The organism is Pseudomonas sp. MIACH, assembly GCF_001269925.1.
GTDB lineage: Bacteria > Pseudomonadota > Gammaproteobacteria > Pseudomonadales > Pseudomonadaceae > Aquipseudomonas.
Map to the genome: position 1 here is coordinate 1 of NZ_LHVO01000030.1, position 26,154 is coordinate 26,154.

The following is a 26,154-nucleotide window of genomic DNA, read 5'->3' on the forward strand; positions in this document are numbered from 1 at the left end:
TCGACACCTATTTCGAGGACGACATAATTGACAAAAGGCACTTTATGACGGTGTTACTAAAATGTCTCAAGACTTATAAAAGCGAAGCAGCGTTCAGAAATTGAAAAGATTAGCCGGTCGTTAAGGCGTTATCTAAAAACAAATCAACGCCCCCCAGATAAACCACACTCCCCTGTGGCGAGCATGCTCACCACAGGGTTTGCACTGGCCCTTAGATCCCAGCCAACGCCAAGTCCATAGCGAAGTAGGTGAAGATCAAGTCCGCCCCCGCACGCTTGATCGACCCCAACGTCTCACGCACGACCCGATCCTCATCGATCGCGCCCGCCTGGGCGCCGAACTTGATCATCGCGTATTCGCCGCTGACCTGGTACGCCGCCACCGGCAGGCGCGAGGCTTCGCGGATGTCGCGGATGATGTCGAGGTAGGCACCGGCCGGTTTGACCATCAGTGCGTCCGCGCCTTCCTGTTCGTCCAGCAGCGATTCGCGCACGGCTTCGCGGCGGTTCATCGGGTTCATCTGGTAGCTTTTGCGGTCGCCCTTGAGCGCGCTGCCGCCGGCTTCGCGGAATGGGCCGTAGAGGGCCGAGGCGAATTTGGTCGAGTAGGCCATGATCGGGATATGGGTGAAGCCGGCTTCATCCAACGCGCGGCGGATGGCCTGGACCTGGCCGTCCATGGCGGCCGAGGGGGCGATCACGTCGGCACCGGCGCGGGCGGCGGCAACAGCCTGCTTGCCGAGGTTGACCAGGGTCGCATCGTTGTCGACATGGGCACCGTGCATTACGCCGCAATGGCCGTGGTCGGTGTATTCGCAGAAGCACGTGTCGGACATCACGATCATGTCCGGCACCGCGTCCTTGATGATCGAGGACATCCGCGAAACCAGGCCGTGTTCTTTCCAGGTGTCGCTGCCGTTGGCGTCCAGGTGGTGGGACACGCCGAAAGTCATCACCGACTTGATACCGGCACGGGCATAGCGCTCGATCTCAGCAGCCAGCTTCTTTTCCGGGATGCGTTGCACGCCGGGCATGCTGGTGATCGGCACGAAGTCATCGATTTCTTCTTCGACGAAAATCGGCAGCACCAGGTCGTTGAGGGTGAACTCGGTTTCCTGGAACAAGCCACGCAGCTCCGGGGAGCGGCGCAGGCGACGGGGGCGGGCTTGGGGGAACTGGCTGGTCATGGCTGTCCTGAAAAAATGGCTGAAAATCTTTGGGGCGAAAGCTTATGCCCCAAGGCCCCGGCAGTACAAACGCCAAGGGGCCAACAGTGTATTGCGGGGGCCGTAATAATGTATTGATCTAGAGCTGTAGACGCCCTTCGATGCACACCGCGACGGCGCCGCCGACCCAGATTTCATCGCCCTGGCGCTCGACGCGAATACGCCCCGCACGCCCCATGGCCGTGCCCTGGCTGACCACGTAGCAATCAGGCGCGAGCCCTTCGCTGAGCAGCCATTGCGCGACGCCGGCATTCAGGCTGCCGGTGGCCGGGTCTTCCTGGGCCCCGTCGCCTGCGACAAAGGCACGCACCTCAAATTGCGCGTCCACGTCGTCGCGAGCAGGGTTGCAAGGTGCAATTACGCCGACGGCCAGTCCCAGCAGTTGCGAATAGTCCGGCTGCAAAGCCAGGACTTGATCACGCTCAGCCAGCATCACCGCAAGCCAGCCCGCACCATTGTCGACCCACTGGCTGCGCACAATGCTGTCGGGCGCCAACCCCAACCCCAGTCGTACGCGCTCCAGCAAGGGCGCATCCACGGCACCTGAGCGCAGCAACGGCGGTGCAATAAATGCCAGCTCAGCGTCTTGGCGCCGGATACGCACCAGGCCGATTTCACACTCCTGGATGATCTCCTCGCCTTTGGGCACCCCACCCGCTTGCAGCCATGCATGGCAACTGCCCAGCGTCGGGTGCCCGGCGAACGGCAACTCCCGCAAGGTGGTAAAAATTCTCACCCGGTAGTCAGCCCGAGCATCCCGCGGTGTCAGCAAAAACGTGGTTTCACTGAGGTTTGTCCACTTGGCAAGGTCGGCCATCTGCTGGTCGCTGAGGCTATCAGCCCCCAGGACGACGGCCAGCGGATTGCCCTTGAGCGCCACGCTGCTGAATACATCCAGTTGTTTGAAATCGAAAGTCGGCATGCGTCAGCTCGGAATACTCAGGCCACGGATCACCGCCGGCCGGGCGACAAAGCCATCCAGCGCGCGCAGTACATTAGGGAAGTCGGCAATGCCGACCAGATCGCCCGATTCATAGAAACCGATCAGGTTGCGAATCCATGGGAAGGTGGCAATGTCTGCGATGCTGTAGTCATCCCCCATGATCCAGGTGCGACCAAGCAGGCGCTTTTCCAGCACCTCCAGCAAGCGCCGGGATTCGGCGGCGTAACGGTCACGGGGACGTTTATCTTCGTAGGCCTTGCCGGCAAATTTGTTGAAGAACCCCAGCTGGCCAAACATAGGGCCGATGCCGCCCATCTGGAACATCAGCCATTGAATCGTTTCATAACGTGTCGCCGGATCCTCAGAGAGCAACTGGCTGGTTTTTTCTGCCAGGTAGATCAGGATCGCGCCCGACTCGAACAAGGCCAGCGGCTGGCCGGCCGGGCCGTCGGGGTCGATGATCGCGGGGATTTTGTTGTTGGGGTTCAGGGACAGGAACTCGGGGGAAAACTGGTCCTGGGTCTCGAAACTGACCTTGTGCGCCTCATAAGGCAGGCCCAGTTCTTCGAGCATGATCGAGACTTTTACCCCGTTGGGCGTGGGCAGCGAGTACAGTTGCAGGCGCTCAGGGTGCTGGGCGGGCCATTTACTGTTGATCGGGAAGGCGGCGATTGAGTTCATCGAGATGATCCCTGAGGCAGAAAGCCCCCATGATAGTCATCTGAGCGGTGTCCTGCATGGGTCATCAATGCGCAACATCAGCCGGCTATTATCCCGCGTGGGCGAACCAATACGCCCGAGGGCACTCTTAAGTGCGCTTGAACGGTGAATGGAGGCACCTCGCTATACCGACACGGAACACCGCAGGACGCCCCTGGCGTCACTGGGGCCAGGCTTGTCCGCCTTAACGTGACGCACGAAGACTCGAACCTATAATGAAGATCAAGCCTCTGCGCCTTGTGCAACGCTTCAAACGCTATTCGTACACCCTGCTGCCACTGCTGCTGGTGAGTGGCGCCTTGGTCGCCGCCCTCGACGCCCGTGAAAGCCGCGCCCAGCCGGTGGACGGCGTGCAAACCCTGGTGTTCCTGCGCCACGCCGAAAAACCTGCCGGCGGCCTCGGGCAGCTCAATTGCCAGGGGTTGAACCGTGCGATGAACCTGGCCACCCTGCTGCCGGAAAAATTCGGCAAGGCCAACTTCGTCTTCGCCGCCAACCCGACCCGCAATGTCGAGGAAGGTGAGCTGGACAACTCCTACAGCTATATTCGCCCATTGATGACCATCAGCCCCAGCGCCATCAAGTTGGGCCTGCCGGTGAACATCAAGTTCTCGGCGAATGACACCAGCGACCTGGCCGACGAACTGGTGGAAGACAAGTACCACAATGCCACCATCTACACCGCCTGGTCCCACGGCTACCTGCCGGAGCTGATCAACAAGGTCGCGAGCGAAGCCTCCGGCGAAAAACACACGATTACCGACGACTGGTCCGGCAGTGACTACGACACGCTGTACGTACTGACCCTGACCTGGCACAACGGCAAAGCCTCCCTGCTCAGCCGCAACTACAAGCAGGGCCTGAACGACGGTGAGGAAACCTGCCCGCAACCCACACAGGTGAGTGCCGAAAGCTGAGGGCGTATGATGCTGCGCTATTGACTCATCTGCGGACTCGCCCTCATGCCCAACCTCGCCTCCACCCAGCCCAACCGGGGCTGGTCGTTCTGGTGGAAACCAGCACTCTTCCTATTGGTGGCCTGCGTCGGCCTCTACTACGTGAAGTGGTCGCCCTACTACCTCAAGGCGTTTGTTGCGGCTGACAACCACAGCATCGGCGCCTCGATCCTCAACGATCAACAAAGCTCACCGCTGGCAGCGGCACTGGCCTACGCCCAGGTGTATTTCCTGGCGATCTGGAAGGCTGCCGTACTGGCGGTGATTCTCGGCTCGCTGCTGCAAGTGCTGATCCCCCGCGACTGGTTGCTGCGCCTGTTTGGCCGTGCCGGCCTGGGCTCGACCTTGCGCGGCGGGCTGCTCGCCTTGCCTGGGATGATGTGCAGTTGCTGCGCGGCCCCCGTCGCGGCGGGCATGCGTCGCCAGCAGGTATCGGTGGGCGCGGCGCTGGCCTTCTGGATTGCCAACCCGGTGCTGAACCCGGCGACGCTGGTGTTCATGGGCTTTGTACTCGGCTGGGGCTTTACCGCGTTGAGGCTGGTGGCGGGCATTGTGCTGGTGGTGGGTGTGTCACTGGTGGCGCAGCGCATCGCGCGGCCTGACCAGGTGCCGGAAGTCGCGCTGGACGCGGTGACCGAGGCCAGCCAGGTCGAAGCGCAACCGTTCCTCAGTCGGTGGCTGCGGACCCTGTGGCAGCTGTTCTGGAGCACCATACCGATCTATATCCTGGCGGTACTGGTACTCGGCGCCGCGCGGGTCTGGCTGTTCCCCCATGTGGACGGCGCCATGGCCAACAGCCTGGTATGGCTGGTGCCCCTGGCGATTGTCGGCACGCTGTTTGTGATTCCTACAGCGGCGGAGATCCCTATCGTACAAACCATGATGGCCCTGGGCATGGGCACCGGCCCGGCCGTGGCCTTGCTGATGACCCTGCCCAGCGTGAGCCTGCCGTCGCTGTTGATGCTGCGTAAGGACTTCGATGCGCGGGTCCTGGTGACGGTGGCCGGGCTGACCATGCTGGTGGGCGTGGTGTGCGGGTTGATCGGCGCGCTTATCCTCTAAGGGCGCGCTCGCGCAGATAGGCCGTGACGGCGCCCTGCTCTCCCGCAAACTCGATCCGTGCGCCTTTGCTTTCACGCTGAAAGGCGTACATCGGGTCGTAATATTCGCGCAACAACCCTTCAATCCAGGCGCGATGCAGGTCCACGGCGCCGCTGCGCAACTGTTCCGCCAGGGCATCCTGCATGATCGCCTGCAACCGCTGGAAGCGCTCGCCGCCCAGGCGCTTGTGGATATTGGCCAGGCTCTGGGTCAGGCGCTCGGCAAACAACGCCTGGCCTTGTTCGCCAAACACCGAGATAAATTCTGCGCACAGGTCCACCACGTAATCACGCAGGATGCGCTCGACGCGGCCTTCGACGCTGTCTTCCAGCCACACCATCGGAAAGGCCTGCATGCCCTTGTGCAATGGCAGCGGCAGTGCGCAGCTGCCGATCATGCGGCTTTCATCCTCGACCACAAACTGCTCGATACCGCCCGCGCGTTTTTTCAGCAGGTCCACCGCCAGGCGGTTTTCGAAGTCGATGTTGGAAGGTTGCACGGTGGCGCGCTTGCCGAAGCTGGAACCGCGATGGTTGGCATGGCCTTCCAGGTCCAGGGCGTTGCGCAACTGGCCCAGCACTTCGGTCTTGCCGGTGCCGGTCATGCCACCCAGCAGCACGAAATCACACTGGGCTGCCGCCTGATCAAGGGTCTCCAGCAGGAAGGTCCGCATGGCCTTGTAGCCACCGCCGACCCGGGGGTACTCGATTCCGGCTTCGGTTTTCAACCATTGCTGCACGATCTGCGAGCGCAGCCCGCCACGGAAGCAATACAAGAAACCGTCAGGATTGGCCTGGGCAAACCGCGCCCATTGTTCGATACGTTCAGCCTTGATCGCCCCCGACACCAGTTCATGCCCCAGCACAATGGCGGCTTGCTGGCCCTGCTGCTTGTAGCAGGTGCCGACACGTTGACGCTCGTCATCGGTCATCAACGGCAGGTTGATCACGCCGGGGAACGCGCCCTTGGCGAATTCGACCGGCGCGCGGGTGTCCATCATCGGCCGGTCGTTGAGGAAAATGTCGCGGTAGTCGGTGATGTCAGTTGCCATCAAAACACCTCTACCGCGTGGGTCTGTCGCTCAACCAGCTCGCCGATTGGCTCAAGGTCCAGGCCCAACTCGGCGGCCACCGCGTGGAATTCGGCGTCGCCTTCCGGGGTCACGGCGATCAGCAGGCCGCCGCTGGTCTGCGGATCGCACAGTACACGCTTGTGCAATTCCTGCAGGCGCCCGAGTTTGCGCGAATAACTGTCGAAGTTGCGCAAGGTGCCACCCGGCATGCAGCCCTGGTCCAGGTAGTCTTCGATCCCCGGCAGGCGTGGGACTTTGTCGTATTCGATGCGTGCGGTCACCCCGCTGCCGTCCGCCATTTCCACCAGGTGGCCCAACAGACCGAAACCGGTGACATCCGTCATTGCCGTCACACCGGCCAACTTGCCGAAACGGCTGCCGGGCTTGTTGAGGGTGCACATCCAGTCACGGGCCAGGCCGATATCCGCCTCGCGAAGCTTGCCCTTCTTTTCCGCAGTGGTGAGGATGCCGATGCCCAACGGTTTGGTCAGGTACAGCCGGCAGCCCACGGTGGCGGTATCGTTGCGCTTCATATGGCGTTTTTGCACGATGCCGGTCACGGCCAGGCCGAAGATCGGCTCGGGGGCGTCGATGGAGTGCCCGCCCGCCAGGGGAATGCCGGCTTCGTCGCACACCGAGCGGCCGCCACGGATCACTTCGCGGGCGATCTCCGGCGCCAGCACGTTCACCGGCCAGCCAAGAATGGCGATGGCCATCAGCGGATCGCCGCCCATGGCGTAGATGTCGCTGATGGCATTGGTGGCGGCAATACGGCCGAAGTCGAAGGGATCATCGACAATCGGCATGAAAAAGTCGGTGGTGGAGACCACGCCGCGCTCGTCGTCGATGGCGTACACCGCCGCGTCGTCCCGCGAGGCGTTGCCCACCCACAGGTTGGGGTCGAGGTTCTGTGCGCCGCTGCCGGCAAGGATCACTTCCAGCACCTGGGGCGAGATCTTGCAGCCACACCCCGCGCCATGGCTGTACTGGGTAAGGCGAATCGGCTCGTTCATGGTGGACCTCAAGCTATCAAGTGGGCGGATTCTAGCAGACAGCAAAAGGCCGGCTGGGCTCTTGTGAGCACAGCCGGCCTTTGGGGTTGCAGCGTTACTGCCGGGCAGCGAGCAGACGCTTGTGACGGTTGCGCCGAGCGATGTTCAGGCACTCGATGGCCGCCGAGAAGGCCATGGCCGCGTACACATAGCCTTTAGGCACATGGGCGCCGAAGCCTTCGGCGATCAGCGTCATGCCGATCATGATCAGGAAGCCCAGGGCCAGCATTACCACGGTCGGGTTGTCGTTGATGAACTTGGCCAACGGCTCGGCCGCCACCAGCATCACGATCACCGAGGTCACCACGGCGATGATCATGATCGGCAAGTGCTCGGTCATGCCCACGGCGGTAATGATGCTGTCGATGGAGAACACCAGGTCGAGCAACAGGATCTGCCCAATGGCGGCAGCAAAGCCGATCGCCACGACATTGCCGGCGCTGGTTTTCTCTTCAGGCTCCGGGTCCATGCTGTGATGGATCTCGGTGGTGGCCTTCCAGACCAGGAACAGGCCACCGGCGATCAGGATCATGTCCTTCCACGAGAACGCCTGGCCGAGCACTTCGAACACCGGCGTGGTCAATTGCACGATAAACGCGATGGTGCTCAACAGGCCCAGACGCAACACCAACGCCATGCTGATACCGATGCGTCGCGCCTTGGCCCGATGTTTCTCCGGCAATTTGTTGGTGAGGATCGAGATAAAGATCAGGTTATCGATGCCCAGCACGATTTCCATCACGATCAAGGTGGCCAGAGCGATCCAGGCGGTGGGGCTGGCGGCCAGTTGTAAAAGGTAATCCATAGGTCAGTCCTGACGTTGTGCTGGGGAGATTAGGTTTCTTTGGTGTTCGATTCAGACTCGTTTTCTTCCTGATCGTCCTTTTTTTGTGGACTGATCAGGCCGTTTGTCGCTTCACTCAATGCCTGCTCGGCAGCCTTCTGGGTGTCATCGATGGCTTGCTTGGCCGACTCGGTGGCCTTGCCCATGACCTGTTGCGCGCTTTTTTCGACCTGATCGCAACCGCTGATCATCACCAATGAAAGCGCAAGCAACGATGCCGCGCCCAGGGAATTGAGCTTCATGATGTCTTCCTCGTTAGAACCATTGGGTCCAAATAGTGGCCCCGCGATAGCGAGGCATTCTATGCAGGCAAACAGTTCAGGAAAATTCGTATTTTTCTCGCGTATACTTCGGTTTTTACGAAGTGACGATCATCATGCTCAATTACCGACAGTTGCATTACTTCTGGGTAGTGGCCAAGACCGGCAGCATCGTGCGCGCCTGCGAGCAACTGAACCTCACGCCCCAGACCATCAGCGGGCAGATCAGCCTGCTGGAGCAAACCTACGGGATTGCGCTGTTTCAGCGGGTAGGCCGCCAGCTTGAACTCACCGAAGCCGGGCGCCAGGCCCTGCCCTATGCCGAACAGATGTTCCAGACCGGCAATGAACTGGAGGCGATGCTGCGCGCGCAGCCCGATGAGCAACAGATCCTGTTTCGGGTCGGGGTGGCGGATGTGGTGCCCAAGTCCATCGTGTACCGGCTGATCGCGCCGACGATGGAGTTGAGCGAGCCCCTGCGCATTACCTGTCGCGAAGACAAACTGGAGCGTTTATTGGCCGACCTGGCGATTCAGCGCCTGGACCTGGTGATCTCCGACAGCCCCATGCCCTCGCACCTGGACATCAAGGGCTACAGCCAGAAACTGGGGGAATGTGGCATCAGTTTTTTCGCCACCCAGGCATTGGCTGACAGGTACGCCGGTGATTTCCCACAGTGCCTGCACGGCGCGCCGCTGTTGATCCCCGGCGCGGAAACCGTGGTGCGTAGCCGCCTGCAACGTTGGTTTGCCGAGCAGCAGATCCAACCGAAGATCATCGGCGAGTTCGATGACAGCGCCTTGATGCAGGCATTTGGCCAATCCGGCAGCGGGATTTTCATCGCGCCCAGCGTGATCGCCGACGAGGTGGTGCGCCAGTACGGCGTGGCGTTGATTGGCCAGACCGATGCCGTCACCGAGTCGTTCTACGCGATCTCGGTGGAGCGCAAGGTCAAGCACCCCGGCATCGTGGCGATTACCGAAGGTGCACGGCGAGAATTGTTTACCGCCCTGCCCTGACGGCTCAGGCGTTGGAAGCGACCGCTGGCTTGGCGGTCATCAGCCACAGCGCCAGCAGGATCGACACCAGGATAAACCCGGACGCGGCGAAGCCCAGGCTGCCCAGGCCGAGGGTGTCGATCACATGCCCGCCGACCATCGCCCCCAGGCCGATCCCCAGGTTGGCCCCGGCGATATTCAACGACGCCGCAAACGCCGGCGCATGGGGCGCGGCCTTCATCAACCGCACATGGCTGACCAGGAACATCGCCGCCTGGGTCACGCCCCACACCGCCATCGCCGCCGCCAGGCCGACCGTGGAGTGAATCGCCGGCACCAGCGCGACCATGCCGGCGATCATGAAACCGCAAAACACCATCGAGGCGATCAGCGGGTGACGGTCCACCGCCCGCCCGCCCAGGGAGTTGCCGATCAGCCCGACCGCGCCGAAGCCCATCAAACACCAGCCCACCAGTGTGCCGTCGAAACCCGCCAGGCGCTCAAGGATGTCCGCCAGGTAGGTGTACGCCGTGAACATGCCGCTGAACACCAGGATCGACAGCAGGATATGGCCCTGCATCAGCGGGTTGCGCAGGATCTTGAACTGCGAACGCAACGACACCTGGTCGTTCTTCGGCTGGGTCACCGGCAGGTAGATGAACAGCAGCAAGGCCTTGGCCAGCGCGACCACGGCGAGGATCGCAAACGCGGAGCGCCAGCCGAACATATCGGAAATCAGCGTGCCCACTGGAATACCGAACACCGTGGCGCAGACGATGCCGAAGCCGATCTTCTCGATGGCGCGCCCGGCGTATTCGGGACCGACGATATCCACCGCCGTTTCACTGGCCAGGGCCCAGAACACCGGCAGGCCCAGGGCCGGGATCAAACGCGCCAACGCCATCACCCAGATATTCGGCGCCAATGCGGCCACGGTATTGGCCACGCCGAACAGGATCAGGATGCTGATAAACAGACGCTTGCGTGGGAAACGGGCGCAGTACGCGGTCAGAAACGGGCCAAAGGCCGCTACGGTAAACGCAAACAAAGTTACCAGCAGGCCGGCCTGGGACACGCTGACGTTGAGGTCCCGGGCGATGGACGGCAACAGGCCGACGATAACGAATTCTGTGGTCAGCACGGTAAAGCCGGCGGCCGACAGCAGCAGGATGGGAAACAGCATGAAAACTCCAGAAACGACGACATCAACGACAGCCCGAAGGGCCCGCTGACGGATAGGAAAGGTGAGAGGGATGAATCTTAACAGAGTATGTCCGGATTTTGCGAAGCCCCGGTGACCCAATGCCGCAGCGGCCGGGACGGGCCCAGCAGCATGCTAGACTTCGCGACCTGCTTCCTACAGCCCTTTCCGCCTGCATTGCTGCGCCCTTAAAAAAACTAGAGACATCCTTTATATGACTGCTGCCCCTTCTCTTTTCCAACGACTGGCTCGCATCAGCCTGGTCACGCAAATCGTCATCGGCTTGATCGCCGGCATCCTGCTGGCCTTGCTGTTACCCGAGGCGGCCAAGGCCACCGGGTTTATCGGCAAGGTATTTGTTGCCGCACTCAAGGCCGTGGCGCCGATCCTGGTGTTTGTGCTGGTGATGGCGTCGATCGCCAACCATAAACACGGCCAGGAAACCCATATCAAGCCGATCCTGTTCCTGTACCTGCTGGGCACTTTTGCAGCTGCCGTGGTGGCGGTGATTGCCAGCATGTGGTTTCCCTCATCGCTGGTGCTCGCCACCCATGACGCCACCGTGAGCGCCCCCGGCGGCATCGGCGAAGTCTTGCAAAGCCTGCTGTTGAGCGTGGTGGACAATCCCGTCAGCGCACTGATGAACGCCAACTTCATCGGCATCCTGGCCTGGGCAATCGGCATGGGCATTGCCATTCGCCATGCCGGTGAAACCACCCGCACGGTGCTCGACGACCTGTCCAACGGTGTGACCCTGATCGTGCGCGTGGTCATCCGCTTCGCCCCGCTGGGTATCTTCGGCCTGGTGGCTTCGACACTCGCCACCTCAGGCTTCGGCGCCCTCCTCGGCTACGCCCACCTGCTGGTGGTGCTGATCGGCTGCATGCTGTTCGTGGCACTGGTGGTCAACCCGGCCATCGTGTTCTGGAAACTGCGCCGCAACCCCTACCCGCTGGTGCTGATGTGCCTGCGCGAGAGCGGCATCACCGCGTTTTTCACCCGCAGCTCCGCAGCGAATATCCCGGTGAACCTGGCCTTGAGCAAACGCCTGGGCCTGCATGAAGACACCTACTCAGTGTCGATTCCACTGGGTGCCACGATCAACATGGCCGGTGCCGCGATCACCATCACCGTGTTGACCCTGGCGGCCGTGCACACCCTCGGCATCGCCGTGGACCTGCCGACCGCCGTGCTGCTCAGCGTGGTCGCGGCGATCTGTGCCTGTGGCGCCTCGGGTGTGGCCGGCGGCTCACTGCTGCTGATTCCGCTGGCGTGCAGCCTGTTCGGCATTCCCAGCGAAATCGCCATGCAGGTGGTGGCCGTAGGCTTCATCATCGGCGTGTTGCAGGATTCGGCGGAAACCGCGCTCAACTCGTCCACCGACGTGCTGTTTACAGCGGCCGCGTGCCTGGGCAAGGAAGAACAGACGGCTTAAACGCCAGGCGTAAAAAAGCCCGGGGCGGTTCATTCCTGAACCACCCCGGGCTTTTTTTGGCTGCTTAGAAAGCGCCCATGTAGTCACGCTTGCCCACTTCCACGCCGTTGTGACGCAGCAAAGCGTATGCAGTGGTGACGTGGAAGAAGAACTGCGGCAGGCCGTAGGTCAGCAGGTAGGACTGGCCGCTGAAGCGTTTTTCTTTCGGCGTGCCTGGGCGGGTGATGATCTCGATGCCTTCCTTGCCGTCGACTTGCTCGGGCTTGATGGTGTCGACAAACGCCAGGACCTTGGCAATCAGTGCTTGCAGGTCGGCAAAGGTGACTTCGGTGTCGTCGTATTTCGGCACTTCGATCTCGGCCAGGCGTGCGGAAACGCCCTTGGCGAAGTCGACGGCGATCTGCACCTGGCGCACCAGCTGGAACATGTCCGGGAACAGACGCGCTTGCAGCAAGGCGTTGGGGTCGATGTTCTTGGCGGTGGCGTGGGCTTCGGCTTTGTTCAGCACATCGCTCAGGGCGGTGAGCATTTGCTTGAAGACCGGGATGGAGGCGGCGTACAGGGAAATAGTCATGGCAGTCTCATGGGTAATGGCAGGGTTGGAACCAGCGGCGATTATAGACACGCCAGGCGCTTGTCTTTTATTTTTTCCGGCTTAGGCTAGTGCGTTCACTGCATAGGGAAAGCGCGATGACCGCCGAGCACGACACCGACACCCCTGAGCCGCGCCTGAACAGCACGGAAATTCGCGTCCTGGGTTGCCTGATCGAAAAACAGGCCACCAACCCGGAAACCTACCCCCTGACCCTCAACGCCCTGGTCCTGGCCTGCAACCAGAAGACCAGCCGCGAGCCGGTGATGAACCTGAGCCAGGGCCAGGTTGGCCAGAGTCTGCGTGCACTGGAAGGCCAAGGCTTCACGCGCCTGGTGATGGGCAGCCGCGCCGACCGCTGGGAGCATCGCGTGGACAAGGCACTGGAGCTGGTGCCGGCCCAGGTGATCCTGACCGGGCTGCTGTTTTTGCGTGGCCCGCAGACGGTCAACGAACTGCTGACCCGCAGCGGGCGCATGCATGACTTCGAAGATGCCGAGCAGGTGGTGCACCAGTTGGAACGCCTGATCGCCCGCGGGCTGGCGCTGCTGGTGCCGCGCCAGGCGGGACAGCGGGAAGATCGCTATACCCATGCGCTGGGGGATCCGGCGGATATCGAGGCGATTATCGCCGCGCGGGGAAGCCCGGTGGAGCGCTCTGCCGGCGCAGTCTCGCTGGATCGTATCGAAGAGCTTGAAGCACGAATTGCAGTTCTGGAAGAGCGATTGGCGCAGCTGGAACAGGCCTGACACGGTCAACCATGTGGGAGGGGGCTTGCTCCCGATAGCGCTGGGTCAGTCAACACTTTCATTGCCTGATACACCGCTATCGGGAGCAAGTCGAATCGTCGCACCGCCCCTCCCACATTTAGAGCTGCAGTGGCCTTCAGTTGCGGGCGAAGGCTACTGCCGCCTGGAACTGCTCATCAGTAGGCCGCACGCCGGTGTACAGAACGAATTGCTCCAACGCCTGGATCGCAATCACCTCCAGCCCGGTAATCACCCGCTTGCCTTTAGCCCGACCGCGCACGATCAACGGTGTTTCGGCGGGGATCGCTACCACATCGAAGACAGTGTCCGCTGCATCCACGGCGTCCGCCTCGAACGCCAGGGCATCCGCCTCGGCCCCGCCGGTCATGCCGATGGGCGTCACGTTGATCAGCATCTGTGGGCGCAAATCACCCAGTTCAGCCTGCCATTCGTACCCAAGGTTCTGCGCCAATGCCCGGCCCGCCGCCTCGTTACGCGCCACGATCACGCCATTGGCATAGCCGCCATCACGCAAGGCGCTGGCCACCGCCTTGGCCATGCCGCCGCTGCCAAGCAGGGCGAAGGTCGAATCCTGCGGCACGGCGTGCTTCTTGAGCAGTTGTTCGATAGCGATGTAGTCGGTGTTGTAGGCCTTCAGACGTCCGTTGGTGTTGACGATGGTGTTCAAGGAATCGATGGCTTGAACCGATTCGTCGAGCTCGTCCACTAAGGCGATAGCAGCCTCCTTGAAGGGCATGGACACCCCGCAACCACGCACACCCAATGCGCGGATACCGCCGATCGCGCCGGGCAAATCCTGACTGCTGAACGCCTTATAGTAGAAGTTCAGCCCCAACTGTTCGTACAGGTGGTTATGAAAACGCAAGCCAAAATTCCCAGGGCGGGCCGACAGAGACATGCACAGTTGGGTGTCCTTGTTGGGGTGCATCTGCATGGATAACTCCTTTGAGTAAGCAAATCGGTACAGACCTTACACAACCTTTACCTAGCGGCTGTGCTGTTTTTCAGAAATACGTTGTCTTAAAAGTATCCCCGCGACATTACTTGAGTCTATTGATTGCAGACCACAAGCGCAGGGGCTAATCGAGGAATGACCATGATTCGTACAATCCCCAAGATCGCCTTGCTGGTAGGTGCACTCGCTATGGCAGGCCAAGCCTCCGCCCACGGTGGTGGATGGGGTGGCCCAGCCGTCTTGGGTGCCTTGGTCGGCGCCGCCGTAGTGGGCTCCGTGGTTGCCAGCCAACCCCGTGAGGTCTATGTGCAGCAGCCGGTCTACGTGCAACCGCAGCCGGTGTATGCCGCGCCACCGCCTGTGTACTACGCACCACCGCCACCGGTGTATGTGCAACAGGAGGTTTATTACCGCCCGGCGCCGGTCTATTACGGTCCACCGCGCGGCTACTATGGCCCTCCCCACGGCTACTACCGCCGCGGCTGGTAAGTCTCAACCGTCACACATGAAACAGGCCTCGCCCACTCGCGGGGCCTTTTTTTGTGGGTAACGTCCGAATTTATCCTGCCAACGTCGCTCTGAGGATAATGGCCAAGCCGCAATCCGACACTATCAGGGTCGAAAGTCTACTTGCCCGAACGGGGCTCACGCTGTCATGTTTGTGTGACGACACCCTGCCACTATCCATCCTGTCCAGCCAATAACAACAAGGACGACTGACCATGCCCACACAAAACCCTCACCGCACCGCTGGCCTCTGTACGTCCAGCAAGGTCTACAGCGCCCTCACCGAGCTCAAGCACCTGGAAGGCCACCGCACCGCCAAATTCCTCGCGCTGCTGGCGGAAAACCTGGTGCGCAAAGGCCTGCTTAACGAGCAGGAAGTCGTGAGCATGCTCGATCAGGTAGTCGACTGACGTCTTTTGTTGATGTCGACTATCGAGCCAGGTGATTTTTCCTGAGCGCCTGCGCCCCGTAAGGTGACTTCCATAGCGATTGGAGGTTCTTATGCCCACTGTTCAAATCATGTCCGTCATCGGCAGCGCAGTCCCCGCCCCGCTTCGCGAACTGGGTTTGCTGGCCTGCTGGTACCTGGTCCGCGACGGCGAAGCCATCAGCGGCCCGCTCACGTCCCTGTCAGCCGCCGAAAAACAACTCCAGCAAGCCTCGAACTTCCGCCTGCACGCCTGAGACTCAGGGCAATGGCAGCTTGACCCGCGGCTTGCTTTCAACAAACAGCGCCCAACTGGACATGAACAACGCTGCCACCAGCGGTCCGATCACAAACCCGTTGAGGCCAAACACCGACAGGCCGCCCAGCGTCGAGATCAGAATCAGGTAGTCCGGCATCTTGGTGTCCTTGCCCACCAGGATCGGGCGCAGCACGTTGTCCACCAGGCCGATCACAAACACGCCGAACAAGCCCAGCACCACGCCCTGCCAGATTGATCCGCTCAACAGGAAGTACGCGGCCACCGGGCCCCACACAATGCCCGCGCCCACGGCTGGCAACAGTGACAGGAACGCCATCAGCACCGCCCAGAGCAACGCACTGGGAATGTCCAGGAACCAGAAGATCAGACCACCCAGCGCCCCCTGGGTCACGGCCACCAGCACGTTGCCCTTGACCGTGGCGCGCACCACCCGATTGAACTTGAGCTGCAAGCGACGCTTCTGCGGCTCGGCCAAGGGCACCGCCGTGCGTACCTTGCGCACCAGTTCCGGACCGTCGCGCAGCAGGAAGAACAGCAGGTACAACATGATGAAAAAACTCACCAGGAAATCAAACGTGCCCTGCCCGAAGCTGAACGCCTGGGTGGCGAAGAACTGGCTGCCCTGCATCGCGCTCTTGACGATATTCTCGCGCAGCCCTTCCAGGTTGCCCATGCCGAAACGGTCCAGCAGGTGCTGGAAGTACGGCGGCAGGAAGTTCTTGAACTGCTCGATATAGCCCGCCACATCCAACTGGCCGCTCTCGACATTTTTATAGAGGGTGGCGCCCTCTTGCACCAATAACGCGCTGGTGATGATCACCGGCAGAATCGCGATCACCAGGCACACCATCAGGGTGGTCAGGGACGTCAGGTTGCGATTCCAACCGAAGCGCTGCTGCAGGCGGCGCTGCATCGGCGCAAAGATAATACCGAGGATCACCGCCCAGAACACCGCGCCGTAAAACGGCAGCAATATCCAGATGAAGGCGACGGTCACCAGGGCCAGCAGTAGCAGCAGGGTTTTGAATTGCAGGTTGGTTTGATTCATGTCCGATCCATGTCAAAAAAGCAGGCCGCGCGTGTGCGTCCAGCTGCTTAGTCCACCGCAACACCTGGGAGTGCCATCTTTGTTGCAGTAAGCGTAGACCCAGATCAATAAAGCCCCGCACACGTTCGGCTACGCTCGCGGCCTTTTGCGACCTGATCCCCATGCCCCTCGTCCTTGCCCCCGAACTGCTCGCCCCCGCCGGCACCCTGAAAAACATGCGCTACGCCTTCGCCTACGGCGCCGATGCGGTCTACGCCGGCCAACCGCGCTACAGCCTGCGCGTGCGCAACAACGAGTTCGACCACGCCAACCTGGCACTCGGCATCCAGGAAGCCCACGCGCTGGGCAAGCGGTTCTACGTGGTGGTGAACATCGCGCCACACAACGCCAAGCTCAAGACCTTCCTCAAGGACCTCGGCCCGGTGATCGCCATGGGCCCGGATGCGCTGATCATGTCCGATCCTGGGTTGATCATGCTGGTGCGCCGGAATTTCCCATGGATGCCGATCCACTTGTCGGTTCAAGCCAACACGGTGAATTGGGCCAGCGCCGAGTTCTGGCAGCAGCAAGGCATCACCCGGATCATTTTGTCGCGGGAGCTTTCCCTGGAAGAGATTGAAGAAATCCGCCAGCAGGTGCCCGCCATGGAACTGGAAGTGTTTGTCCACGGCGCCTTGTGCATGGCGTATTCCGGGCGCTGCCTGCTCTCGGGCTACATGAACAAGCGCGACGCCAACCAGGGCACCTGCACCAACGCCTGTCGCTGGAAATACCAGGCCACCCCGGCAGAGGAAAACGCCACGGGCGATATCGTCCAGGTGTATCAACCGCAACCCACACTGGGGATCGGCGCGCCCACCGACCAGGTGTTCCTGCTGCAGGAAGCCAACCGCCCCGATGAGCAGATGCCCGCCTTCGAGGACGAGCACGGCACCTACATCATGAACGCCAAGGACCTGCGCGCCGTGCAGCATGTGGAGCGTCTGAGCCACATGGGTGTGCATTCGCTGAAGATCGAAGGCCGCACCAAATCGCATTTCTACTGCGCGCGCACCACCCAGGTGTACCGCCAGGCAATCGATGATGCCGTAGCCGGCCGTGCGTTTGACCGCACCCTGATGACCAACCTGGAATCCCTGGCCCAACGCGGCTACACCGAAGGTTTCCTGCGCCGCCATGTTCACGACGAATACCAGAACTACCAGAACGGCAGCTCAGTGTCCGAGCGTCAGCAGTTTGTCGGCGAGTTGACCGGCGAGCGCCGTGGCGAGCTGGCCGAGGTCAAGGTGAAGAACCGCTTTACCGTCGGCAATCATCTGGAATTGATGACCCCCGCCGGCAACTTTCACTTTGACCTGTCCAGCCTGCACAACGCCAAGGGTGGAGCCATCGAAGTAGCGCCGGGGGATGGGCACACGGTGTATGTGCCCCTGCCAGCGCAGGTGGATCTGCGCTTTGGGTTGTTGATGCGCGATCTCTAGATCCTGAACTGCCCCACCAACTGCCCCAACCGCTGGCCCAGGTCCGCCAGACTGCGCGAGGTCTGGGCGCCCAACTGGGTTTCATCGGCCACGCTGTCCACTGCCACGGCAATCTGATGCACGCTGCGGTTGATCTCTTCGGCCACGGCGGTCTGTTCTTCGGCGGCGCTGGCAATCTGCGCGTTCATCGAGTTGATGGTGCCGATCAACTGGGCCATGGTGTCCAGGGACGCCCCCGCTTCGTTGGCCTTGGCCGAGGTGCCATCGCCAGCATCGCTGGAGCGGCGCATCGCATCCACGGCCGCTTCAGTGCCTTTTTGCAGGCGGTCGATCATGCCCTGGATTTCCTGGGTGCTGGTTTGCGTGCGGCTGGCCAGGGCGCGCACCTCGTCGGCAACAACCGCAAAGCCACGACCGGCCTCCCCTGCCCGCGCCGCCTCGATCGCCGCGTTGAGCGCCAGCAGGTTGGTCTGTTCGGCGATGGAACGGATCACGCTCAGCACACTGACAATCGACGACACGTCCTGCTGCAGGCTGTCGAGGGATACGCCGCTGCTGCGGATGTCATTCACCAGTGCGTGGATCTGCGCGATGCTGCCGTCCACCACGCGTTTGGCGGCCTGGCCTTCGGCGTCGGTCTGTTGCGCGGCCACCGAGGCGCCCTGGGCACTGCGCGCCACTTCTTGAGCGGCCGAGGACATCTGGTTGATCGCGGTGGCCACTTGGTCGGTCTCGTGACGCTGGCGTTCCATGGCCTGCTCCGAGCGCTGGGCCTGGTCGGACACCTGGCTCACCAGGCCGGTGAGTTGGGTGGTCATTTCGGTGATCTGGCGCACCAGGCCATGGATCTTGTCGACAAAGCGGTTGAACGCGCCCGCCAGGTCGCCGAGTTCATCCTGGCTGGTGATGGCCAGGCGGCGAGTCAAATCGCCTTCGCCGGCAGCGATGTCGTCGAGGTTGGCTTTCATCAAATGCAATGGGCGCAGGATGGTGTTGGCCAGCACCATGCCGACGGCGGCGATCACCAGCAACACCACCACGGCCACGCCGAGGATGCTCAGCAGCACGCCTTCCATGCGTTTTTCGACCTTGGCCTCGACCACCGCGACTTGTGCTTCGATGCCATCCAGGTTCACCGAAGTACCGATGACCATGTCCCACTTGGGCAGGTATTCGGTGTAGCCCATCTTGGGCACCAGCTCGGTCTGGCCGGGCTGGGTCGAGCTGTATTGCAGGTAGTGGGTGCCGTCCTTGCCGACCTTGACCAGGTCGCGGTTGACGTAGACCCCGTTGGGGTCACGGTTGTCCTTGAAGCTCTTGCCCACGCCGTCGGGGCTGTTGCCCTTGAACAGGCGGATGGTCTCGGAGTCGTAGCCGAAGAAGTAACCGTCCTTGCCGTAACTGGTGTTGGACAGCAGCTTGACCACCTCGGCCCGCGCCGCCGTATCGCCGGGGGCGGCGGCGTCGTAGAGCGGCTTGATGGTGGTCATGGCCACTTCCACATAACTTTGCAGGGTGGCCTTGGCGTCGTTGAGCAGGCGCTGGCGGGTTTCATCGACCTCGTTGCGCGCTTGCCCTTGGAGGATCCACACAGTGGTCAGGCTGATCACCACGGCAAACAGCAAGACCGGCACAACGGCGAGGGACAGGACTTTGGCCTTCAGGCTCAGACGCATGGCTTTTCTCTCTTATTAGGCGACTTGAGAGGTTATCGGCCAGCAACGGTGAACCTGTAGATCAGAGCGTCATCGCCGCAAACCAGCCAAACGCCAGCAACGGGATGTTGTAGTGCAGGAACGTCGGCACCACGGTGTCCCAGATATGGTGATGCTGGCCGTCGATATTCAGGCCGGAGGTCGGGCCGAGGGTGGAGTCCGAAGCGGGCGAACCGGCATCGCCCAACGCCCCGGCAGTACCGACGATGCACACAATGGCCAGCGGGCTGAAGCCCAGTTGCACACACAGCGGCACAAAAATCGCGGCGAGGATCGGCACGGTGGAAAACGACGAACCGATGCCCATGGTCACCAGCAGCCCCACCAGCAACATCAACAACGCCCCCACCCCACGGCTATGACCGATGAACGCCGCCGAGGCCTCCACCAGCGAGCGCACATCGCCAGTGGCCTTGAGCACTTCGGCAAAGCCCGACGAAGCAATCATGATGAAGCCGATCATCGCCATCATCTTCATGCCTTCGGTGAACAGGTCGTCGGTGTCGCGCCAGCGCACAATGCCCGACACCGAGAAAATCAGGAACCCGGCCAGGGCACCGATGATCATCGAATCCAGCCACAACTGGATGATGAACGCCGAGGCAATCGCCAGGCCGGCCACCAGCAGGGTCAGCGGGTTGTACTGCACCGCCACTTGCTCGACCCGCTCGATTTTCTCCAGGTCATACACACGCTTCTTGCGGTAGCTGATAAACACCGCCACCAGCAGCCCGACTACCATGCCCAGCGCCGGCAGGCTCATGGCGTGGGTGACGTTGACCTGGCTGATGTCCACGCCGCTCTTGGCCACGTTGGCCAGCAGGATCTGGTTGAGGAAGATATTGCCGAAGCCCACCGGCAGGAACATGTACGGCGTGATCAGGCCGAAGGTCATCACGCAGGCGATAAGGCGCCGGTCCAACTGCAATTTGGTCAGCACATACAGCAGGGGCGGCACCAGCAACGGGATAAACGCGATATGGATCGGCAGGATGTTCTGCGACGCGATCGCGACCACCCACAGCAGGCCGATCAGCATCCATTTGACGTGGTTGCCGCCGGTGGCTTCCTGACGATCGACCAGCAGCAAGGCCTTGTCCGCCAGGGCGTGGGCCAGGCCGGACTTGGCAATCGCCACGGCGAAAGCGCCAAGCAAGGCGTAGGACAAGGCCACGGTCGCACCACCCCCCAAGCCACCGTTGAACGCCTTGAGCGTGGCCTCGATGCCCAGGCCACCGGTCAGGCCGCCCACCAGAGCGCCGACGATAATGGCGATGACCACATGCACGCGGGACAGGCTGAGCACCAGCATGGTGCCGACCGCGGCGATGACTGCGTTAATCATGGTTACCTCAAGCAGAAACATAAAAAACAGGCATGCCCGCGCCCAGGCGGCCATCGGGTGGCAGCCAGCGTGCAGGCTTGAAGGAGGTCTTATTAGAGGGCGCGCACTTTGCAGCAGGGCGGGCTCCATGTCAAAAAACGGCGCCGCTTTCGGGTTTAAATTGATCGTTTGAATAAAGAAAATTACAGATCGGCCGATAACCGAGCTCTATGTGTTTTCAGCCAAGGATGTACCGATGTCCCTCAGACAGCTCTCCATTCAATGGAAAATCACCCTGCTCGCCGGCCTTTGCCTGCTGGGAATCGTGACCCTGCTGGTGGGTTTGTCGTTGTACCGCATGGCGCAGAGTTCCGAGCAGGTCAAAGCCTCCAGCATGCAGATGCTCGATGAAGCGGCCCAGGCACGCATCGAGGCCCAAGGTGAGGTGCAGGCGCTGGGCATCCGCCAGCAGTTCATGGACGCCTATCAATATGGGCATGGGTTTTCCCGCCAGGTCCTGTTCCTGCGCGAGCAAGCCGAAAAACGCTTCCTCGACGCCTTCGACACCCGCGAAGACCTGACCCGCTAGGTCAAGGCCGCGCTGCAGGCCAACCCGGAGCTGCTGGGCCTGTCCCTGGTCTTCGAAGCCAATGCGCTGGACGGCAAGGATGAGTTGTTCGCCGGCCAGGCGGAGCTGGGCAGTAATGACAAGGGCCGCTTCGCCCTGTACTGGTCGCAGCCGACACCAGGCAAGTTGACCTCAATGGCACTGCCGGAAAGCGACATGTCCGACACCCGCATCGGCCCCAGCGGTGAACCGGCCAACGCCTGGTTCACCTGCCCGCGCAGCACGCTCAAACCGTGCGTGATCGAGCCGTACTTTTATGTGATCGACGGGCAAAACGTGCTGATGACCAGCATCGTGTTTCCGTTGACGGTCAATGGCAAAGTCATTGCCTCGCTGTCGGTGGACATCAACCTCAACAGCCTGCAGGCCGTGAGCCAGCAGGCCAGCCACAAGCTGTATGACGGCCAGACCCAGGTCAGCATCCTCAGCCCCACCGGTTTGCTTGCAGGCTACAGCGCGGACGCCAGCCAGTTGAGCAAACGCCTGGATCAGGTCGATACGCAAAGCGGCGCGCAATTGATCAGCGCATTGGCCAGCGGGACACAAATTCGCAGCCTGCGCACCGACCATCAGCTCAAGGTGCTGGCGCCGTTCGCGCCGATTCCCGACGGCAAGCCATGGGGCGTATTGCTGGATGTGCCGGAAAAAGTCCTGGTCGGGCCGGCTGAAGCACTGAAGACCCAGATGGACGCCGATAATACGCGCGGCACCCTGCTGGAACTGAGCCTGGGCCTGCTGGCCGCCGTGATCGGCCTGATTCTGGTGTGGCTGATGGCCCGCAGCGTGACCCGACCGATCCTCGGCGTGGCGCACATGCTCGAAGACATCGCCAGTGGCGAAGGCGACCTGACTCGACGCCTGGCCTATGACAAACAAGATGAGCTGGGCCAACTGGCCAGTTGGTTCAACCGTTTCCTCGACAAGCTGCAACCGATCATTGCCGAAGTAAAACGCTCCGTACAGGACGCCCGTGGCACCGCCGACCAGTCCGCCGCGATTGCGACTGAAACCAGCGCCGGCATGGAGCAGCAGTACCGCCAGGTCGACCAGGTGGCCACCGCCTCCCATGAAATGAGCGCCACCGCCCAGGACGTGGCCCGCAGCGCCGCGCAGGCCGCCCAGGCCGCACGCGATGCCGACCAGGCCACCCGCGACGGCCTGACGGTGATCGACCGCACCACCACCAATATCGGTCAACTGGCGGCCGATATGAGTACCGCCATGGCCCAGGTAGAAGGCCTGTCCGCCAACAGCGAGAAGATCGGTTCCGTGCTGGAGGTGATTCGCGGCATCGCCGAGCAGACCAACCTGCTGGCGCTCAACGCGGCGATCGAAGCCGCCCGCGCCGGTGAGGCCGGCCGTGGGTTTGCCGTGGTCGCCGACGAAGTGCGCAACCTGGCACGGCGTACCCAGGAGTCGGTGGAAGAAACCCGCCTGGTGATCGAGCAATTGCAGAACGGCACCGAAGAGGTTGTCGGTTCCATGGGCAACAGCTACCGCCAGGCCCAGGGCAGTGTCGAACAGGTCGGCGAGGCCGTCACCGCCCTGCGCCAGATCGGCGAGGCGGTCACGGTGATCAGCGACATGAACCTGCAAATCGCCAGCGCCGCCGAAGAGCAAAGCGCGGTGGCCGAAGAGATCAACAACAACGTGGCGACCATTCGCGATGTGACCGAGTCGCTGTCGGAACAGGCCAATGAGTCGGCGCGGGTGAGCCAGGCGTTGAACAGCCTGGCGAATCAGCAGCAGGGGTTGATGGACCAGTTCCGCGTCTGAGGGTCGCAGGCAGTCCAATGTGGGGGGGGCCACAGAAAGCCCCTTCCCACATGTTGATCTACGGTGTGTCAGCCATGGCGCTTGGGTAATTCGATCAGCGCCTTGAGCCCGCCCAGTTCGCTCTCCTGCAACTGCAACACCCCGCCCCACACCTCGGCAATATCGCGCACGATCCCCAACCCCAGGCCATGGCCGTCGATCTGTTCGTCCAGGCGTGCGCCCCGGCTGAAGACCTGGTCCCGTTGGGCCTCCGGTATGCCGGGGCCGTCATCTTCCACCGTCAGTAGGTAACTGTGCGGCGTCTCGGCGACCGTCAAGCGCACCTCGGCATCCGCCCATTTGCAGGCGTTGTCCAGCAGGTTGCCGAGCAGCTCCAGCAAATCCTCGCGGTCCCAGGGCAATTGCAGGCCCGGCGCGACGTGGTAGCGCAGGTCCAGGTGTTCGCCATGGATCATGTTGAGGGTGGCGAGCAGGCCAGGCAGTTCTTTTTCACAGTCGAACAAGGCACCCGGCAGGGTTTCGCCGGCCAACCGTGCGCGATTGAGTTCACGGTTGAGGCGTTGTTGCACCTGCTCCAATTGTTCGCGCAACAGTTTGCTCAGTTCGGGATGATCCTTGAGCGCCTCGCTCGACGCGGCGCTCAACAACACCGCCAGCGGGGTTTTCAGCGCATGCCCCAGGTTGCCGAGAGCGTTGCGCGAACGTTTGAGACTGTCTTCGGTGTGGGCCAGCAGGTGGTTGATCTGCGCCACCAGCGGCTCCAGCTCCAGCGGCACCTGGGTATCGAGTTGCGAGCGTTGGCCCTGTTGCAGCTGGGCGATCTGGTTACGTGCGTTTTCCAGCGGGCGCAAGGCGCGACGTACGGTGACTCGCTGCAAAAACAACACCAGCAGCAACGCCGCCAGCCCCAGCACCAGGCCGATCCGACGCATCAGGCGAAAGCTTTCCCGCACTGGGGTGTAGTCCTGCGCCACGCTGATGGAAATCGACTGGCCAAAGCGCTTGTAGTCCGAACGCAGTACCAGCAGTTGTTGGCCTTCGGGGCCCAATTGCAGGTTGCCCTTGAGCCCGGCCTCGGGCAGTCGGGGCAATTCCTGATCCCACAACGAGCGGGAGCGCCAGTGGGTGTCGGCAAAATCGATACGGAAATAATGCCCGGAAAACGGCCGCTGATAGGCCGGCGACAGGCGCTGTTCATCCAGCTGTACACCGTTGGGCCCGCGCACCAGGGCGACCAGCAGGTTCTCGGCGTCGTTGCGCAGCCCGGCTTCCAGGTAGCGTTGCAAACCGGCCTCGAACAACCACAGGCTGGTCTGCGCCAACACCACGCCGACGATCACCATCACGCTGATCAGGCCCAGGCTCAGGCGGCGCTGAATCGACTTCATGCAGGGCTGGCGCCAAACCGGTAACCCTGGCCGCGCCGGGTTTCGATCACGCTGCGACCCAGTTTGCGGCGCAGGTGGTTGACGTGCACTTCCAGCACGTTGGAGTCGCGCTCGGTCTCGCCGTCGTAGAGGTGCTCGGCCAGGTGGCTTTTCGAGAGGATCTGTTCAGGGTGCAGCATGAAGTAGCGCAACAGGCGAAATTCTGCGGCGGTCAATTGGATCTCGTCGCCGTCGCGCAGTACACATTGGCGCCCTTCGTCCAGGTGCAGGCCAGCGGCTTGCAGGGTGGGCTGGTTGGCCTGCCCGTGGGAGCGGCGCAACAGCGCCTGGATGCGCAGGTGCAGCTCTTCGGGGTGAAAGGGTTTGCTCAGGTAGTCGTCGGCGCCGGCCTTGAGCCCTTCGATGCGTTCGGCCCAGGAGTCGCGGGCGGTGAGGATCAGCACCGGCGTGGCCAACGCGGCGGCGCGCCATTGCGCCAGCACCTCAAGGCCGGGCAAACCGGGCAGGCCGAGGTCGAGGATGATCAGGTCGTAGGGTTCGCTGCGGCCCTGATACGCGGCATCACGGCCATCGGCCAGCCAGTCGACGGCATAGCCCTGGCGCTGCAGGCCGGCCAGCAGTTCATCGGCCAGGGGTACATTGTCTTCCACCAGGAGCAGGCGCATCAGTCTTCCTCATCTTTGATCAGTACACCGTTGGTGGCATCGAGTTTAATCTCGCGCACCACGCCCTCGGTGGTCACCAGTTCCACTTCATAGGCATATTGGCCGTGTTTTTTTTCAAGCTCGGCTTCCAGCAGGCGCGAGCCGGGATAGCGTGCCATGGCCTGCTGCAACAGTTGCTCCAGAGGCAGGATCACGCCCTGCTGGCGCAGCGCCAAGGCTTCATCCTGATTGAGGTCGCGGGCCTGCAAGCCTGAGCAGAACACCACCAGCACCAACGCCACTCGACTGCCGGCGCGTAAATTTGCCTTCATTACGTATCCTGATGATTCTTGAGAACCTGCCCGGTGAGCGCGTCCAATTCGACCTCCCATTCAATGCCGTCGGCATCTTGCAGTTCGACTTCATAGACATACTTGCCGTAAGCCTCGTCCAGGTCGGTGTCCAGCAGCGTTGAACCGGGGTGCAGGGCCTGGGCTGTGGCTTCGAGCTGGTCGAAAGCGACAATTGTAACAGTGGCGGGCACGATCAGTGGTTTGTCGGGGTCCACGGCTCCGGCCTGAGTCGCCGTGGCGGCGATGAAAGCGGCGGCGACCAGAGCAGTGAGGCGTTTCATGATGAGTCTCCGTTAAACGATGTTTTTCCTACGCCGGCTACGGTAGCGGCTGCAACTTAACTGAAACTGAATTGCCACCATGGCAATTTCCAGCAGGCGCGACGGGCTACGATGTTTATTCAGGATTCACGCGGTATCGTTAACGTTTTTCGCGAGCAAGCTTGCTCCTACACCTCGC

The 26,154-nt window shown here is 61.8% G+C and carries 26 protein-coding genes and 2 pseudogenes; 10 read left to right on the forward strand and 18 right to left on the reverse strand.

All coding sequences use genetic code 11. The features are described from left to right. Positions 1 to 211: 211 nt before the first annotated feature. The 3 genes from hemB to AD670_RS12155 form a co-directional block, all read right to left on the reverse strand. A complete protein-coding gene (hemB, locus tag AD670_RS12145; protein WP_053132149.1) occupies positions 212 to 1,186 on the reverse strand; it encodes a porphobilinogen synthase in 975 nt (324 codons plus the stop codon). A gap of 118 nt (positions 1,187 to 1,304) precedes the next feature. Beyond that, positions 1,305 to 2,147 (reverse strand): PhzF family phenazine biosynthesis protein, encoded by an 843-nt coding sequence (locus tag AD670_RS12150; protein WP_053132152.1) that lies wholly within the window; start codon positions 2,145 to 2,147, stop codon positions 1,305 to 1,307. 3 nt (positions 2,148 to 2,150) lie between these two features. After that, entirely contained in the window at positions 2,151 to 2,849 is a 699-nt protein-coding gene (locus AD670_RS12155) for a glutathione S-transferase N-terminal domain-containing protein (RefSeq protein WP_053132155.1), read from the reverse strand. Positions 2,850 to 3,103: 254 nt separating this feature from the next. Between AD670_RS12155 and AD670_RS12160 the strand changes: the two genes are divergently transcribed. Further along, on the forward strand, positions 3,104 to 3,805 hold the full coding sequence (locus AD670_RS12160; RefSeq protein WP_053132158.1) for a hypothetical protein: 702 nt from the start codon (positions 3,104 to 3,106) through the stop codon (positions 3,803 to 3,805). Between the two features lie 45 nt (positions 3,806 to 3,850). Next, positions 3,851 to 4,906, forward strand: a complete 1,056-nt coding sequence (locus AD670_RS12165) for a permease (protein WP_053132161.1) — start codon at positions 3,851 to 3,853, stop codon at positions 4,904 to 4,906. Here the strand turns inward: AD670_RS12165 and mnmH are convergent. The 4 genes from mnmH to AD670_RS12185 form a co-directional block, all read right to left on the reverse strand. Further along, entirely contained in the window at positions 4,896 to 5,996 is a 1,101-nt protein-coding gene (mnmH, locus tag AD670_RS12170) for a tRNA 2-selenouridine(34) synthase MnmH (protein WP_053132164.1), read from the reverse strand. The two genes, AD670_RS12165 and mnmH, sit on opposite strands and share 11 nt — an antisense overlap. Next, positions 5,996 to 7,030, reverse strand: a complete 1,035-nt coding sequence (gene selD, locus AD670_RS12175) for a selenide, water dikinase SelD (RefSeq protein ID WP_053132166.1) — start codon at positions 7,028 to 7,030, stop codon at positions 5,996 to 5,998. The genes mnmH and selD overlap by 1 nt, the downstream gene beginning before the upstream one ends. Before the next feature lie 94 nt (positions 7,031 to 7,124). Next, positions 7,125 to 7,874, reverse strand: coding sequence for a TerC family protein (locus AD670_RS12180; RefSeq protein ID WP_053132168.1), 750 nt, complete (start codon positions 7,872 to 7,874; stop codon positions 7,125 to 7,127). Positions 7,875 to 7,903: 29 nt separating this feature from the next. After that, positions 7,904 to 8,155 carry a hypothetical protein gene (locus AD670_RS12185; protein WP_053132170.1) on the reverse strand — a complete coding sequence of 84 codons (252 nt, stop codon included), beginning with the start codon at positions 8,153 to 8,155 and terminating at the stop codon, positions 7,904 to 7,906. 134 nt (positions 8,156 to 8,289) lie between these two features. Here AD670_RS12185 and nhaR point away from each other — a divergent pair, with 134 nt between their 5' ends. Then, entirely contained in the window at positions 8,290 to 9,192 is a 903-nt protein-coding gene (gene nhaR / locus AD670_RS12190; protein WP_053132172.1) for a transcriptional activator NhaR, read from the forward strand. Between the two features lie 4 nt (positions 9,193 to 9,196). Here nhaR and AD670_RS12195 read toward each other — a convergent pair whose 3' ends face one another. After that, entirely contained in the window at positions 9,197 to 10,354 is a 1,158-nt protein-coding gene (locus AD670_RS12195; RefSeq protein WP_053132174.1) for an MFS transporter, read from the reverse strand. 232 nt (positions 10,355 to 10,586) lie between these two features. On the opposite strand from AD670_RS12195, the gene sstT reads away from it, so the two are divergent. Next, the gene (sstT, locus tag AD670_RS12200; RefSeq protein WP_053132177.1) at positions 10,587 to 11,807 is read left to right on the forward strand and encodes a serine/threonine transporter SstT; all 1,221 of its coding nucleotides are present in this window, start codon (positions 10,587 to 10,589) and stop codon (positions 11,805 to 11,807) included. Between the two features lie 64 nt (positions 11,808 to 11,871). Here sstT and AD670_RS12205 read toward each other — a convergent pair whose 3' ends face one another. Further along, a complete protein-coding gene (locus tag AD670_RS12205) occupies positions 11,872 to 12,381 on the reverse strand; it encodes a DUF1993 family protein (RefSeq protein ID WP_053132179.1) in 510 nt (169 codons plus the stop codon). A gap of 116 nt (positions 12,382 to 12,497) precedes the next feature. On the opposite strand from AD670_RS12205, the gene AD670_RS12210 reads away from it, so the two are divergent. Beyond that, on the forward strand, positions 12,498 to 13,148 hold the full coding sequence (locus AD670_RS12210; protein ID WP_053132182.1) for a YceH family protein: 651 nt from the start codon (positions 12,498 to 12,500) through the stop codon (positions 13,146 to 13,148). A 136-nt stretch (positions 13,149 to 13,284) separates the two neighbouring features. Here the strand turns inward: AD670_RS12210 and AD670_RS12215 are convergent, their stop codons facing one another. Beyond that, positions 13,285 to 14,103 carry a shikimate 5-dehydrogenase gene (locus AD670_RS12215; protein WP_053132186.1) on the reverse strand — a complete coding sequence of 273 codons (819 nt, stop codon included), beginning with the start codon at positions 14,101 to 14,103 and terminating at the stop codon, positions 13,285 to 13,287. 156 nt (positions 14,104 to 14,259) lie between these two features. Between AD670_RS12215 and AD670_RS12220 the strand changes: the two genes are divergently transcribed. From AD670_RS12220 to AD670_RS12230, 3 genes are all read left to right on the forward strand, one after another. Then, entirely contained in the window at positions 14,260 to 14,613 is a 354-nt protein-coding gene (locus AD670_RS12220) for a hypothetical protein (RefSeq protein WP_027603153.1), read from the forward strand. Between the two features lie 233 nt (positions 14,614 to 14,846). Further along, complete coding sequence (locus AD670_RS12225) at positions 14,847 to 15,041, forward strand: hypothetical protein (RefSeq protein ID WP_032886687.1); 195 nt, start codon at positions 14,847 to 14,849, stop codon at positions 15,039 to 15,041. Positions 15,042 to 15,132: 91 nt separating this feature from the next. Beyond that, positions 15,133 to 15,315, forward strand: coding sequence for a hypothetical protein (locus AD670_RS12230; protein WP_053132189.1), 183 nt, complete (start codon positions 15,133 to 15,135; stop codon positions 15,313 to 15,315). Between the two features lie 3 nt (positions 15,316 to 15,318). On the opposite strand, the gene AD670_RS12235 is transcribed toward AD670_RS12230, so the two are convergent. After that, positions 15,319 to 16,386 carry an AI-2E family transporter gene (locus tag AD670_RS12235; RefSeq protein ID WP_053132191.1) on the reverse strand — a complete coding sequence of 356 codons (1,068 nt, stop codon included), beginning with the start codon at positions 16,384 to 16,386 and terminating at the stop codon, positions 15,319 to 15,321. A gap of 161 nt (positions 16,387 to 16,547) precedes the next feature. Here AD670_RS12235 and yegQ point away from each other — a divergent pair, with 161 nt between their 5' ends. After that, positions 16,548 to 17,867, forward strand: coding sequence for a tRNA 5-hydroxyuridine modification protein YegQ (gene yegQ, locus AD670_RS12240; protein ID WP_053132194.1), 1,320 nt, complete (start codon positions 16,548 to 16,550; stop codon positions 17,865 to 17,867). Here the strand turns inward: yegQ and AD670_RS32250 are convergent. From AD670_RS32250 to AD670_RS12250, 3 genes and pseudogenes are all read right to left on the reverse strand, one after another. Continuing rightward, positions 17,864 to 18,685, reverse strand: a complete 822-nt coding sequence (locus tag AD670_RS32250) for a methyl-accepting chemotaxis protein (RefSeq protein WP_370636135.1) — start codon at positions 18,683 to 18,685, stop codon at positions 17,864 to 17,866. The genes yegQ and AD670_RS32250 overlap by 4 nt on opposite strands. Before the next feature lie 36 nt (positions 18,686 to 18,721). Then, positions 18,722 to 19,543: pseudogene (locus tag AD670_RS32255) on the reverse strand (cache domain-containing protein); the annotation flags it as partial. A gap of 61 nt (positions 19,544 to 19,604) precedes the next feature. Further along, positions 19,605 to 20,924 (reverse strand): Na+/H+ antiporter family protein, encoded by a 1,320-nt coding sequence (locus AD670_RS12250; RefSeq protein ID WP_172681468.1) that lies wholly within the window; start codon positions 20,922 to 20,924, stop codon positions 19,605 to 19,607. 238 nt (positions 20,925 to 21,162) lie between these two features. Here AD670_RS12250 and AD670_RS12255 point away from each other — a divergent pair. Further along, positions 21,163 to 23,310, forward strand: a pseudogene (locus AD670_RS12255) (methyl-accepting chemotaxis protein). A 68-nt stretch (positions 23,311 to 23,378) separates the two neighbouring features. Here the strand turns inward: AD670_RS12255 and AD670_RS12260 are convergent. Genes AD670_RS12260 through AD670_RS12275 form a run of 4 tightly spaced genes read right to left on the reverse strand, consistent with a single transcriptional unit; the run spans position 23,379 to position 25,976 of the window. Then, complete coding sequence (locus AD670_RS12260; RefSeq protein WP_053132199.1) at positions 23,379 to 24,698, reverse strand: sensor histidine kinase; 1,320 nt, start codon at positions 24,696 to 24,698, stop codon at positions 23,379 to 23,381. Then, positions 24,695 to 25,363 carry a response regulator transcription factor gene (locus AD670_RS12265; protein ID WP_027603141.1) on the reverse strand — a complete coding sequence of 223 codons (669 nt, stop codon included), beginning with the start codon at positions 25,361 to 25,363 and terminating at the stop codon, positions 24,695 to 24,697. The genes AD670_RS12260 and AD670_RS12265 overlap by 4 nt, the downstream gene beginning before the upstream one ends. After that, the gene (locus tag AD670_RS12270) at positions 25,363 to 25,674 is read right to left on the reverse strand and encodes a PepSY domain-containing protein (RefSeq protein ID WP_053132200.1); all 312 of its coding nucleotides are present in this window, start codon (positions 25,672 to 25,674) and stop codon (positions 25,363 to 25,365) included. Before AD670_RS12270 ends, AD670_RS12265 begins: the two co-directional genes overlap by 1 nt. Next, the gene (locus AD670_RS12275) at positions 25,674 to 25,976 is read right to left on the reverse strand and encodes a PepSY domain-containing protein (RefSeq protein ID WP_053132202.1); all 303 of its coding nucleotides are present in this window, start codon (positions 25,974 to 25,976) and stop codon (positions 25,674 to 25,676) included. The genes AD670_RS12270 and AD670_RS12275 overlap by 1 nt, the downstream gene beginning before the upstream one ends. Positions 25,977 to 26,154: the final 178 nt, after the last annotated feature.

What these genes read in the sequence shown, in the direction of transcription:
- AD670_RS12160 (WP_053132158.1), top strand. Translation starts at nt 3,104, where the DNA reads ATGAAGATCAAGCCTCTGCGCCTTGTGCAACGCTTCAAACGCTATTCG.
- AD670_RS12155 (WP_053132155.1), bottom strand. Translation starts at nt 2,849, where the DNA reads ATGAACTCAATCGCCGCCTTCCCGATCAACAGTAAATGGCCCGCCCAG.
- selD (WP_053132166.1), bottom strand. Translation starts at nt 7,030, where the DNA reads ATGAACGAGCCGATTCGCCTTACCCAGTACAGCCATGGCGCGGGGTGT.
- AD670_RS12180 (WP_053132168.1), bottom strand. Translation starts at nt 7,874, where the DNA reads ATGGATTACCTTTTACAACTGGCCGCCAGCCCCACCGCCTGGATCGCT.
- AD670_RS32250 (WP_370636135.1), bottom strand. Translation starts at nt 18,685, where the DNA reads ATGACCACCCAACTCACCGGCCTGGTGAGCCAGGTGTCCGACCAGGCC.
- AD670_RS12215 (WP_053132186.1), bottom strand. Translation starts at nt 14,103, where the DNA reads ATGCAGATGCACCCCAACAAGGACACCCAACTGTGCATGTCTCTGTCG.
- AD670_RS12220 (WP_027603153.1), top strand. Translation starts at nt 14,260, where the DNA reads ATGACCATGATTCGTACAATCCCCAAGATCGCCTTGCTGGTAGGTGCA.
- AD670_RS12275 (WP_053132202.1), bottom strand. Translation starts at nt 25,976, where the DNA reads ATGAAACGCCTCACTGCTCTGGTCGCCGCCGCTTTCATCGCCGCCACG.
- AD670_RS12185 (WP_053132170.1), bottom strand. Translation starts at nt 8,155, where the DNA reads ATGAAGCTCAATTCCCTGGGCGCGGCATCGTTGCTTGCGCTTTCATTG.
- AD670_RS12205 (WP_053132179.1), bottom strand. Translation starts at nt 12,381, where the DNA reads ATGACTATTTCCCTGTACGCCGCCTCCATCCCGGTCTTCAAGCAAATG.
- AD670_RS12235 (WP_053132191.1), bottom strand. Translation starts at nt 16,386, where the DNA reads ATGAATCAAACCAACCTGCAATTCAAAACCCTGCTGCTACTGCTGGCC.
- AD670_RS12265 (WP_027603141.1), bottom strand. Translation starts at nt 25,363, where the DNA reads ATGCGCCTGCTCCTGGTGGAAGACAATGTACCCCTGGCCGATGAACTG.
- hemB (WP_053132149.1), bottom strand. Translation starts at nt 1,186, where the DNA reads ATGACCAGCCAGTTCCCCCAAGCCCGCCCCCGTCGCCTGCGCCGCTCC.
- AD670_RS12165 (WP_053132161.1), top strand. Translation starts at nt 3,851, where the DNA reads ATGCCCAACCTCGCCTCCACCCAGCCCAACCGGGGCTGGTCGTTCTGG.
- AD670_RS12260 (WP_053132199.1), bottom strand. Translation starts at nt 24,698, where the DNA reads ATGAAGTCGATTCAGCGCCGCCTGAGCCTGGGCCTGATCAGCGTGATG.
- AD670_RS12225 (WP_032886687.1), top strand. Translation starts at nt 14,847, where the DNA reads ATGCCCACACAAAACCCTCACCGCACCGCTGGCCTCTGTACGTCCAGC.
- AD670_RS12270 (WP_053132200.1), bottom strand. Translation starts at nt 25,674, where the DNA reads ATGAAGGCAAATTTACGCGCCGGCAGTCGAGTGGCGTTGGTGCTGGTG.
- AD670_RS12150 (WP_053132152.1), bottom strand. Translation starts at nt 2,147, where the DNA reads ATGCCGACTTTCGATTTCAAACAACTGGATGTATTCAGCAGCGTGGCG.
- AD670_RS12195 (WP_053132174.1), bottom strand. Translation starts at nt 10,354, where the DNA reads ATGCTGTTTCCCATCCTGCTGCTGTCGGCCGCCGGCTTTACCGTGCTG.
- mnmH (WP_053132164.1), bottom strand. Translation starts at nt 5,996, where the DNA reads ATGGCAACTGACATCACCGACTACCGCGACATTTTCCTCAACGACCGG.
- yegQ (WP_053132194.1), top strand. Translation starts at nt 16,548, where the DNA reads ATGCCCCTCGTCCTTGCCCCCGAACTGCTCGCCCCCGCCGGCACCCTG.
- AD670_RS12230 (WP_053132189.1), top strand. Translation starts at nt 15,133, where the DNA reads ATGCCCACTGTTCAAATCATGTCCGTCATCGGCAGCGCAGTCCCCGCC.
- AD670_RS12210 (WP_053132182.1), top strand. Translation starts at nt 12,498, where the DNA reads ATGACCGCCGAGCACGACACCGACACCCCTGAGCCGCGCCTGAACAGC.
- sstT (WP_053132177.1), top strand. Translation starts at nt 10,587, where the DNA reads ATGACTGCTGCCCCTTCTCTTTTCCAACGACTGGCTCGCATCAGCCTG.
- nhaR (WP_053132172.1), top strand. Translation starts at nt 8,290, where the DNA reads ATGCTCAATTACCGACAGTTGCATTACTTCTGGGTAGTGGCCAAGACC.